Raw genomic sequence first — 11,144 nt, forward strand, 5'->3', positions numbered from 1 at the left:
CCACTCCCACGCCTCGGGATTGATTGGCTCCCCCACGGTTCCCAACAGCTTCAGGGACTGACGGGAGGTCTGGGTGACCCACTTATCGCCCGCCCCCATCAGAGCCCGAATGGCCGTGGGCGCGGTGTAAAAGGTGTTGACCATATGCTTGTCGACCACCTGCCAACAGCGGGAGGCATCCGGGTAGGTGGGCACCCCTTCAAACATCAGCGTGGTTGCACCGTTCGCCAGGGGGCCGTATACGATGTAGCTGTGGCCAGTGACCCAGCCCACATCCGCCGTACACCAGTAAACGTCACCTTCCTGGTGGTCAAATACATATTTATGGGTCATGGCCGACTGCAGCAGATAGCCACCGGAGGTGTGCAGCACCCCCTTGGGTTTGCCGGTAGAGCCCGAGGTATACAGAATGAATAGGGGGTCTTCGGCATCCATGCTCTCCGGCTCACAGTGATCGGATTGGCGCTCCACTTCCTGTTCGTACCAGATATCCCGACCTTCCTTCCAGCCGACATCGGCACCGGTACGCTTGACCACCAGGCAAGTATGCACACCCGGGCAGGCGTTCATCGCCTTGTCCGCATTGTTTTTCAGCGGGATGTGTTTGCCACCGCGAACCCCCTCATCGGCGGTGATCAGCACCTGGCAATCCGCATCCAGAATCCGGTCTTTCAGTGCATCAGGGGAGAAGCCACCAAACACCACCGAGTGGATGGCGCCCAGACGGGCACAGGCGAGCATGGCGTAGGTGGCCTCGGGAATCATCGGCATATAAATGCACACTCGATCGCCTTTCTTGACGCCGCGCTCACGCAACAGATTGCCCAGCCGGCTGACTTCGGTGTGCAATTCCCGGTAAGTGATCATCTGGTCTTCCGAGGGGTCATCCCCCTCCCAGATGATGGCGACCTGATCCGCCCGCTGCTCCAGATGGCGATCGACGCAGTTTACGCTGACATTGAGCTTGCCGCCCTTGAACCAGGCGACTTCCCCTTTGCGCAGATCGCTCTCACACACCTTGTCCCACTTTTTGTCCCAGGTCAGAAAGGCGTCGGCCTGCTCCGCCCAGAACCCATCCGGGTCCTCTACTGAGCGCTGGTACATCGCCCGATAGCGCTCCGCATCAATGGCCGCATGCGCTTTGAAGGAATCGGGAACCGGGTGGATGTGGTGTTCGGACATGAGAAGCCTCGCTGACAGTTGTTATTGCAATTCGTGGTTGACGCTAGTGTTCAAGATCCGGGCTCGGAGCCGCAAACTCAAGCTTAACAGCAGTTTCTGAAATTGGCCACAGACAACGTTGTCCAAAGCGGCCAAGCCGTAAATAATCGTTAAGCGGATGATGTCGATCAAAGGAGCTCGAAAGCGCCGGAGAGGAAGGAGAGCCACACCCGCCGGATTGGAGGCGGGTGTGGGGCAACCCGGGTCAGGCGACCTGGGTCGGAATGGTATTGGTCGTGCGCTCTACCCGGTTGTTCTCATCGAGATACACCAGGCGAGGCTTGTGATTGAGCAGCTCGGCTTCGCTGTACTGCCCGTAACTGGCGATGATGACCCGGTCGCCGACCTGCACTTTGCGGGCCGCGGCGCCGTTCATGGAGATGGTTCCCGATCCGGCTTCCGCCAGGATCACGTAGGTGGTGAACCGCTCGCCATTGTTGACGTTGTAGATATCAATCTGTTCAAACTCGCGCAGCCCAGCCAGCGCCACCAGATCGCTATCAATGGCGCATGAGCCGTCGTACCAGAGCTCGGCCTGGGTGACCGCCGCCATGTGCAATTTGCCTTTCAGCAGAGTAGAAAGCATAGGCTTCTCCCGTGTTTGGTGCTGACGTCAAGCGTCCAGCACAAGGGATACATTGTCAATCAGGCGCGCACCCCGAGTGTACATCGCGCCGAGAATCGTGATTTCGGCGTCATCGTGGGCCGCCGGGTCGAGCGTATGACTGTTGCACACACTGACATAGTCGGGTCGGAAACCCGCGTTTTCAATCTGTTCCTTCGCTTCTTCCGCCAGCACGAGATAGTCGCGCCGACCGGACTGAATCTGCTCGCGCACCCAACACAGGCTCCGATACAACTGAGACACCCGCGGGCGCTCATCCTCACCAATAAAGCCATTTCGGGAGCTGAGCGCGAGGCCGTCGGCTTCGCGCACAATGTCTCCGGCGCTGATCCTGACCGGCATGCACAAGTCTTCCACCATCCGGCGGATCACGGCCAATTGCTGGAAGTCTTTGGCACCGAACACCGCCTCATCCGGCTGAACGATGTTGAACAGTTTGGTGACAACCGTCGTCACGCCTTCAAAATGGCCCGGGCGACTGGCACCACAGAGCACGTCGGTCATGGTGGGCACGACGACCCGGGTCTGTTCGGCCATGCCGTTGGGGTAAATCTCGGTTTCGTCGGGGCAGAACAGGAAGTCGCAGCCGATGGCTTCCAGTTTGGCCGTGTCGGCCGCCAGTGTCCGGGGGTACTTGTCCCAGTCTTCGTTCAGCCCGAACTGCAGCGGGTTGACGAAAATACTGGTAACGACACAGTCACAGCTGGCCTGAGCCTGCTGCACCAGAGCAAGATGTGCCTGATGCAGGTTGCCCATGGTGGGCACAAACCCAATACGCTTGCCCTGGCGACGTTCCTCAGCCAAAGCGGTGCGCAGCGAGTGAATCTGATGAAATACCTGCATGGCTGGCTCGTTTCAGGCGACAACGCGGTGCGGACCCTAACGCCGTGCCAGGCACAGCGTTACCTAATTACCCAAACTTGGGGGCGGGATAATACACGGTCGTTTCGGGATGTACAATCTTTGTGCAGCATGGCGCCTGATTCATGCTTTCAGAGGCAAAAGCGTCACCCTATGCATCAATATTCCCCTTGCTGCATATATTCCGGCGCCAGGTTTTCGAAGCGGGTGAACTTGCCAATAAACGCCGCCCGACAGGTGCCGATTTCACCGTTACGCTGCTTGCCAAGAATCAGCTCGGCAATCCCCTTGTCCGGGCTGTCCTCGTTGTAATACTCATCCCGGTAAATGAAGAGAATCACATCGGCATCCTGCTCGATGGCACCGGACTCACGCAGATCCGAGTTCATGGGCCGCTTGTTGGGACGCTGCTCCACCCCCCGGTTCAACTGGGACAGCGCAATGACCGGGCAGTCGAATTCCTTGGCCATGGCCTTGAGCGAGCGGGAGATTTCGGAAATCTCCTGGGTCCGCCCTTCGCTCGGACCGGAGAGCTGCATCAACTGCAGGTAGTCCACCATGATCATCGCCGGATTGCCGTGCTCGCGGGCAATGCGCCGCACCCGGGCACGCATTTCGGTGGGCGAAAGCCCCGGGGTATCGTCGATGAACAATGGCTTGTCTTTCATCTTACTGACCGCGGCGGACAGCTTGGGCCAATCCTCCTCGGTCAACTTACCGTTGCGGATCTTGCCCTGATCAATCCGCCCGATGGAGGACATCATCCGCATCACCAGTGCCGCCGAGGGCATTTCCATACTGAACACCAGGGTCGGGCGCGTCTGGGTAAAAATGGAGGACTCGACAAAATTCAGCGCCAGGGCGGTTTTACCCATGGAGGGTCGGGCGGCCAGAATCACCAGTTCGCCGGGCTGCCAGCCGGACGTGCGCTGATCCAGATCCTCCAGGCCGGAGCTGACCCCGGTCAGATCACTGCCCGAACGGAACAGTTCGTCAATGCGCTGTACGGTATCCTTGAGCAGCGCGTTCAGGTCGGTCAGCCCGCCTTCTTTGGGGCGATCCTCGGCAATTTCCGCCACCCGCTTTTCGGCGATCTGCAGCAGGTCGTCGGCGTCGAGCCCCAGAGGGTTGTAACCGGACTTGCTGATCTCCTGGGCGACACTGATGAGCTGGCGCAGCGTCGAGCGCTCGCGCACGATATTGGCGTAGGCGAGGATATTGGCCGCACTGGGGGTATTGGCCGCCAATTCTGTCAGATATCCCAGTCCGCCGACCCGCTCCAGCTCCTCGTGCCGGTGCAGCTCTTCCGACAGGGTAATGACATCCAGTGGCTGGTCTTCTTCGGCCAGCTCGCACATGCGCAGGAAGATCTGGCGGTGGTCATCCCGGTAAAAGTCCCGTTCGGACAGCACTTCGCGCACCGCTTCCAGGCGCATATTGTCCAGCATCAAACCACCCAATACCGCCTGCTCGGCTTCTACCGAGTGCGGCGGGGGCATTTTCGCCGGGGAGGTCTCTTCCTCCGAGGGCAGATCCAAGGGTAGATCAGACATGGGCTCTCAGTACAGGTAATTCTCGGACAAAAAAACGGGCACTACCGATCAGTCCCCGAGGGGTCGATAGTGCCCGATTTCGTCAGACTTGTCACCGCCGGCCATGGAATCAGACCGGCCCAGGGTAGTGCCCGTTACTCGGCCACTACGCTGACTTTGACCGCCTGAATGACTTCAGCATGCACTTGCACGTCGATCTCGTACTCACCGATTTCGCGCAGCGCACCTTCCGGCAGTTTGACTTCAGCCTTGGTGACTTCAACGCCAGCCGCAGTAATGGCATCGGCGATATCGCGAGTACCGATAGAACCGAACAGCTTGCCTTCGTCGCCCGCGTTGGCGCCGATGGTAACGCTGACTTCCGCCAGCTTGGCGGCGCGCGCTTCGGCTTCGCTCAGCTTGGCGGCAGCAGCGGCTTCCAGTTCAGCGCGACGCGCTTCAAACTCAGCCACATTCTCGGCGGTGGCCGGAATGGCTTTGCCCTGCGGCAGCAGGAAGTTGCGGCCGAAGCCGGCTTTAACAGCAACCTGGTCGCCAATGCCACCGAGCTTGCCTACTTTTTCCAGCAGAATAACGTCCATCTCGTTTACCCTCTAAGTTGTATGATCCGGCGATCGGGCGGGGCCTCAGGCCCGGGGTGTTGCCCGCTCGCGAAAATTCAGCCAAGTATCCAGAAATGCCAACACGGCCAACAGCTGTGTCGCAGGTTCCAGCAGTATCAATACCGCGTAAAACACAAACAGCCACTGAACCCCAAGCCCCTTGATGGCTACCAGGCGGTGCACCATTGCCACCCCCTGCAGCACCAAAGGCAGCAGAAACAACGCTGACCACAGTGCGTAATCCAACCCCTGGAACAGGCAATACACGGCGGCGGCCATACTGGTCACGGCCTGTATCGGGTGAAGTTTCAGAGCCTGAAACTCCGCCCCGAACCCACCGGGGTTGTCCACCAGCGAGTGCCACCAACGCCCGAGCATCAGGCCGAGCGCGGCTGGAAAGGCCATCCCGTAGGCCAGCATTCCCAGCACAAAGGTTGCACTGTAGGACGACACTGACGCGTCTACCGAACTGGCCAGCTCTTCGAGCAGCTGATTCCAGCTCTGCAGCGCAGCCTGCACGGCGTCTGGGGCCAGAGCGCCCAGCAAGACCGCCATCAGGGTCGCTACGGCCACTATGCCCATCAGGCAAGTGGCCCACCCGCTGCCGCGCCGTAAAAACAGCGCGGCGCCGTAAGTCAGTAGCACACCCCCGACCACCGCCGTAGCGACCGCCGGGGCAATCTGACTGAAACCGAGCAGGAGCAGTGACGGTAGTACGCCCCATAACAGAATCAGCAGACCGTTGTTTCTCCCCACGCGCAAGGTGACCAGAGCCACGGTGGCGGGGGTCAGCAGGGGCACCCAATTACCAATCAGGGCCACCGCTGTGGCTTGCAAGCGACCGCGCAAAATAAATTCAGCCAGCGCTCGCAATGCTGCACTCCTTCAACCGGTTGACGGCCTCGACTTACTCGTGGCTGTCGGTGTACGGAATCAGGGCCAGGTAGCGGGCGCGCTTGATCGCTGAGGACAGCTGGCGCTGATACTTGGCTTTGGTTCCGGTGATACGGCTGGGTACAATCTTACCGGTTTCGGTGATGTACGCCTTCAGCGTTTCCAGATCCTTGTAATCAATACGCTTCACGCCTTCGGCGGTGAAACGGCAAAACTTACGACGACGGAAAAAACGTGCCATCTCTTATTCCCCCTGCTTTTCGGTTTCGGCTTCTGACTCTTCGTCCGAGCTGTTGTCGTCGGAGTTGTCATTGCCCTCTTCACGGCGCGGCGGGCGGCTGCCCTGCTTTGCAGTGCGCTCGCGGGCATCTTTATCAGCCTTGAGGATCGGAGACTCTTCGGTGATGGCTTCGTCTTCGCGAATCACGAGGTTACGCAGGACGGCATCGTTGTAGCGGAAGTTGGTGGTCAACTCTTCCAGGGCTTCCTCGGTGCACTCAACGTTCATGAGTACATAGTGAGCCTTGTGGATTTTGTTGATGGAGTAAGCCATTTGACGGCGACCCCAGTCTTCCAGACGGTGAACCTGGCCACCGCTGTTTTTGACGCTGGCAGTATAGCGCTCGATCATGCCGGGCACTTGCTCGCTCTGGTCGGGATGGACCATAAAGACGATTTCGTAATGACGCATTGTAGCTCCTTACGGGTTAAAGCTTCCCCGGACCAAAAGGGCCTGAGTGAAGCAAGGAGTGACCCGGGCAAAAGGCCCGGGCCGGTTAGGGGCGGGTATTCTAGGGAGTTTACCGTGGGGTTGCAAGCCAAGTTGCATACTTTTTGCACAGCATGAGGCGTTAACGGCGGGTGCGCCTTCGGCTTACCCGCCCTACGGATGGCTCGGAGGTTGCGTAGGGCGGATAAGCGAAGCGCATCCGCCGTAACCGACGTCAATGTAACACCCATACGTTGTGCAGGGCGGATCGGTCCGACGTATCGGAGCGAAGCGCATCCGCCGTTACAGTCTACCTACTCGCCCAACACTTCGTTCAGCCGCAGCCAATCCTCGGCGGCGCGGGGCCAATTGGAGGCGGTGCCCTCATTGGGCTCCAGGCCAAAACCGTGGCGATCGGTCTGGTAAATGTGCAGTTCCGAGGCCGGGCTGTGGGGCCGCGCCGCTTGATAGAGCTGCAGGCTGTTGGCCACCGGTACACTCTGATCGCCGTTGCCGTGCACCAGAAACAGGGGCGGTGCTCCCGGTTTGACTTGATTTTCCAGAGAGTGTTCAGCGCGATCCTGCGCACTCGGCTCTTCCCCCAGCAACGCCTGCCGGGATCCCTTATGGGTATAGGGGTCCTCCATGGTCGCCACCGGGTAGAGCAGCATGGCGAAATCCGGCCGTGCGCTGACCCGCCCCCAGGGGTCGTCCTTCAGACTTTCGTGGGTAAACCCTGAGCGAAGCGCCACGCTGCCCGCTAGATGTCCTCCGGCCGAAAAGCCCAGTACGCCAATGCGTTCCGGGTCCACCCCCCAGGTGGCGGCATGCACCCGCACATACCGAACTGCCCTCAGGCCGTCCAGCAGCGGTGCCGGGTGGCCGTAGTCCTCAAGGCGGTATTTGACCACAAAGGCAGCCACCCCTAGCTCATTCAGCCAGCGCGCCGCCTTGACGCCCTCTTTTTCATACGCCAGCCACTTATAGCCACCGCCCGGAAAAATCACGACGGCCGCGCCATTCGGCTTTTCCGGCCAAAAGGGGGTGATGCTGGGGTTATCGACCGCCACGACACGGTCATTGCGAATATGCTCACGGTCCGGCTCGACGGGCGCCTGCTCGGACCAGATCCGGAACGGAGATTGTGGGCGCTCACTCTGGGCCTGAGCCACAAGGGGCAGGCACAGCAGCACGCTCAGGACAGTATAAAACCTAAGACTCTCTCTCATGGAAACTCCCTCTGTTGTGGGGCAATTGTTCTGTTTATAGGCGACCAGAGCTTACCATAATCAAACGGCGTCCGCGGCCCTTCGCTTTATCGCCCCCAAGGCTCTATAATTGCGCCTTTTACCATTTCGCAGACCGAAACAGGCCCAACACCCCGATGGAAGAGCAATATCATCCCGCGCATGTCGAAACCCAGGCCCAGAGTTACTGGGACGAGCATCAGACCTTCAAGGTCGTGGAAGATCGCAGCCGCGAAAAGTTCTACTGCCTGTCCATGTTCCCCTACCCCAGCGGCAAGCTGCACATGGGCCATGTGCGCAACTACACCATCTCCGATGTGATCGCTCGCTATCAGCGGATGCAGGGTAAGAACGTGCTCCACCCGATGGGTTGGGACGCATTCGGTCTGCCGGCGGAAAACGCCGCCATCAAGCACCACACCGCGCCCGCAAAATGGACCTACGCCAACACCGACGCCATGCGCCAGCAGCTCAAGGAGCTGGGGTTCGGCTTTGACTGGTCCCGCGAAGTAACCACTTGCAAACCCGACTACTACCGCTGGGAGCAGTGGTTCTTTACCCGCCTGTACGAAAAAGGGCTGGTGTACAAAAAGAACTCGGCGGTGAACTGGTGCCCGGAAGACCAGACCGTACTGGCCAATGAACAGGTAGAGGAAGGCTGCTGCTGGCGCTGCGGCACCCAGGTGGAACGCCGGGAGCTGGCCCAGTGGTTCATCAAGATCACCGACTACGCCGATCAGCTGCTGGCCGACCTGGACAAGCTGCCCCACTGGCCGGATCAGGTCAAAACCATGCAGCGCAACTGGATCGGCAAGAGCCGGGGCGTGGAAATGCGCTTTGAGCTGGTCGAACCGGTGGCGAAGCACCAGAGCTTTGATGTTTACACCACGCGTCCCGATACCCTGATGGGCGTCACCTACGTCAGCCTTGCCGCTGAACACCCGATCAGCCTGGCGTTGGCGGAAAACAACCCGGAACTGGCGACCTTTATCGAGGCCTGTAAAAAGCAGTCCGTGTCCGAGGCCGATATGGCCAACATGGAAAAGAAAGGCATGGATACCGGCATCAAGGCCAAGCACCCGATTACCGGCGAGCCGGTTCCGGTCTGGATCGCCAACTATGTGCTGATGGACTACGGTTCCGGCGCTGTCATGGCGGTGCCCGCCCACGACCAGCGGGATTTCGAGTTTGCCCATAAGTACGATCTGCCGATCAAACAGGTGATCGCACCGAAAGGCGATGAGCCCTGTGATATCAGCCAGGAGGCCTTTACCGAAAAAGGCGTGCTGGTCAACTCCGGCGAATACGATGGTCTGGATTTTGATGCGGCCTTTGAGGTGATCGCCCAGGCCCTGAAAGCCGCCGGTCAAGGCAAAGTCACCGAGAATTACCGCTTGCGCGACTGGGGGGTCTCCCGTCAGCGCTACTGGGGTGCACCCATCCCGATGTACAACCTGCCCGACGGCGGCGAAATCCCGGTGCCAGCGGACAAACTGCCGGTATTGCTGCCCGAAGAGGTGGTCATGGACGGCGTCCAGTCGCCGATCAAGGCCGACCCCGAATGGCGTAAGGCGGAACTCGACGGCCAGGCAGTGGAAAAGGAGACCGACACCTTTGACACCTTTATGGAATCGTCTTGGTACTACGCCCGCTATACCTGCCCGCAGTACGACAAAGGGATGCTGGACCCGGAAGCCACCGCCTACTGGTTGCCCGTGGACCAGTATGTGGGCGGCATCGAGCACGCCATCCTGCACCTGCTGTACGCCCGCTTCTTCCACAAGCTGATGCGCGATGAGGCCCTGGTCAGTTGCGACGAGCCGTTCGACCGCCTGCTCTGCCAGGGCATGGTGCTCAAAGACGGCGCCAAAATGAGCAAGTCCAAAGGCAACACCGTGGACCCGGGCGAATTGATTGAACAATACGGCGCCGACACCGTGCGTCTGTTCTCCATGTTTGCCGCTCCGCCGGAGCAGAGCATGGAGTGGAGCGACTCCGGTGTGGAGGGTGCCCACCGGTTCCTGCGCCGGCTCTGGAAAACCGTGCACGCCCACCTGCAGGCTGGTGAGCCGGGCGACCTGAATGCCGACACCCTGCCGGACAGCCAGAAAGATCTGCGCCGCAAAACCCACGAAACCATCGCCAAGGTCAGCGATGACTACGGCCGTCGCCAGACCTTCAACACCGCCATTGCGGCGGTGATGGAGCTGATGAACGAAGTGGGCAAGCGGGCCGATCGGGCAACCCCGGAGGGGCTCGCGGTGGAGCGCGAGGCACTGGAAGCCTCGGTCCTGCTGCTCGCCCCCATCGTGCCCCACATCACCCAGGCGCTGTGGTCGGCACTGGGGCACCAGGATATTCCGCTGGACGCCCGCTGGCCCGCGCTGGATGAGTCCGCCCTGACCCGCTCGAGCATTGAAATCGTGGTTCAGGTCAACGGCAAGGTACGGGACAAGATGCAGGCGCCGGTTGACGCCCCCAAAGACGACATCGAGCAGCAAGCCAAAACCCTGCCCAATGTTCAGCGCTTTCTCGACGGGGTGACGGTACGCAAGGTGATTGTCGTACCCAACAAACTGGTCAATATCGTCGCCAACTGAGTCCTGCCGGGCGGGAGTTTCCCGCCCAGCGCGATCGCGAGTGCCAAGGGGGCCTCAATGTCTGTCCGCTCAATGATGATTGCTGTTTTGATACTGCTGACCGGCGCCTGTGGCTGGCAATTGCGCGGCTCCGTCGCCCTCTCCAGCCTGACAGACACCCTGCACCTGACCAGCCCGGACGATTATGGCGCGCTCATGGTCGAGTTGCGCAACCGGTTGTCGGCGGATGATATCCGGCTCACCGACTCACCGACCGAGGCCCGGTATACCTTGCGGGTCAATCGGGAGCTGGTGGACAAGCGGGTCGCCGCCGTTGGTAGCGATGCCTTGGCCAGCGCCTACGAGCTCACCCTGAGGGCCGAGTTTGACGTGCTGGACCAGCGCGGCATCCCCATCGCCACCCGCTTGGTCAGCAGCGTGACCCGCTCCTACAACGCCAGCTCCGGCAGCGCCGGCAGCAGCGCCCAGGAAGAAGTGCTGCTGACCCGGGAGATGCGCACCGAGTTGGCTCAGCAGATACTCCGCCAACTGCAGGCCGCGATCAATGCGGCACAAGCCGAGGGACTGGTTTCCGACGCACCCGACGCTCCGGATGAGACCCCCAATGGCGAAACTACGCCCTGAACAACTCGGTCAGGCTCTGAATAAAAGCCTGGCTCCCATTTATATGGTCAGTGGTGATGAGCCCCTGCTCGTCCAGGAAGCCTGTGACCAGATTCGCGCCGCCGCCCGCTCCCAGGGGTTCGGGGAACGGGAGCTCTATCATGCCGACGCCAGTTTTGACTGGACTCAGCTGCTCAGCGCCGCCAACAGCCTGTCGCTGTTCGCCGAC

At 60.3% G+C, this 11,144-nt stretch carries 11 protein-coding genes and 1 pseudogene; 3 read left to right on the forward strand and 9 right to left on the reverse strand.

Annotated features, from left to right (window positions below; genetic code table 11):
* The 9 genes from B3520_RS14570 to B3520_RS14610 form a co-directional block, all read right to left on the reverse strand.
* The coding region (locus B3520_RS14570) for an AMP-binding protein (protein ID WP_286876359.1) at nt 1-1,182 on the reverse strand (1,182 nt) is incomplete at its 3' end.
* A 244-nt stretch (nt 1,183-1,426) separates the two neighbouring features.
* Entirely contained in the window at nt 1,427-1,807 is a 381-nt protein-coding gene (gene panD / locus B3520_RS14575; RefSeq protein ID WP_024462253.1) for an aspartate 1-decarboxylase, read from the reverse strand.
* Between the two features lie 27 nt (nt 1,808-1,834).
* Nucleotides 1,835-2,689, reverse strand: coding sequence for a pantoate--beta-alanine ligase (panC, locus tag B3520_RS14580; protein WP_286806291.1), 855 nt, complete (start codon nt 2,687-2,689; stop codon nt 1,835-1,837).
* Between the two features lie 176 nt (nt 2,690-2,865).
* A complete protein-coding gene (gene dnaB / locus B3520_RS14585; RefSeq protein ID WP_024462251.1) occupies nt 2,866-4,260 on the reverse strand; it encodes a replicative DNA helicase in 1,395 nt (464 codons plus the stop codon).
* Between the two features lie 134 nt (nt 4,261-4,394).
* Entirely contained in the window at nt 4,395-4,841 is a 447-nt protein-coding gene (gene rplI / locus B3520_RS14590; RefSeq protein ID WP_024462250.1) for a 50S ribosomal protein L9, read from the reverse strand.
* 45 nt (nt 4,842-4,886) lie between these two features.
* Complete coding sequence (locus tag B3520_RS14595) at nt 4,887-5,735, reverse strand: hypothetical protein (protein WP_123639107.1); 849 nt, start codon at nt 5,733-5,735, stop codon at nt 4,887-4,889.
* Nucleotides 5,736-5,769: 34 nt separating this feature from the next.
* Entirely contained in the window at nt 5,770-5,997 is a 228-nt protein-coding gene (gene rpsR, locus B3520_RS14600; RefSeq protein ID WP_024462248.1) for a 30S ribosomal protein S18, read from the reverse strand.
* Between the two features lie 3 nt (nt 5,998-6,000).
* The gene (gene rpsF, locus B3520_RS14605) at nt 6,001-6,447 is read right to left on the reverse strand and encodes a 30S ribosomal protein S6 (RefSeq protein ID WP_024462247.1); all 447 of its coding nucleotides are present in this window, start codon (nt 6,445-6,447) and stop codon (nt 6,001-6,003) included.
* Between the two features lie 332 nt (nt 6,448-6,779).
* Nucleotides 6,780-7,694, reverse strand: coding sequence for an alpha/beta hydrolase (locus B3520_RS14610; protein ID WP_286805628.1), 915 nt, complete (start codon nt 7,692-7,694; stop codon nt 6,780-6,782).
* Nucleotides 7,695-7,849: 155 nt separating this feature from the next.
* Here B3520_RS14610 and leuS point away from each other — a divergent pair, with 155 nt between their 5' ends.
* The 3 genes and pseudogenes from leuS to B3520_RS14625 all read left to right on the forward strand — a co-directional run.
* Nucleotides 7,850-10,312, forward strand: coding sequence for a leucine--tRNA ligase (gene leuS / locus B3520_RS14615; protein ID WP_286876360.1), 2,463 nt, complete (start codon nt 7,850-7,852; stop codon nt 10,310-10,312).
* 57 nt (nt 10,313-10,369) lie between these two features.
* Entirely contained in the window at nt 10,370-10,936 is a 567-nt protein-coding gene (gene lptE / locus B3520_RS14620) for an LPS assembly lipoprotein LptE (RefSeq protein WP_123637976.1), read from the forward strand.
* A pseudogene (locus B3520_RS14625) lies at nt 10,917-11,144 on the forward strand (DNA polymerase III subunit delta); the annotation flags it as partial. The gene lptE and the pseudogene B3520_RS14625, both read left to right, overlap by 20 nt.

This window comes from Marinimicrobium sp. UBA4509, from assembly GCF_002388575.1.
Taxonomy (GTDB): Bacteria; Pseudomonadota; Gammaproteobacteria; order Pseudomonadales; family Cellvibrionaceae; genus Marinimicrobium; species Marinimicrobium koreense.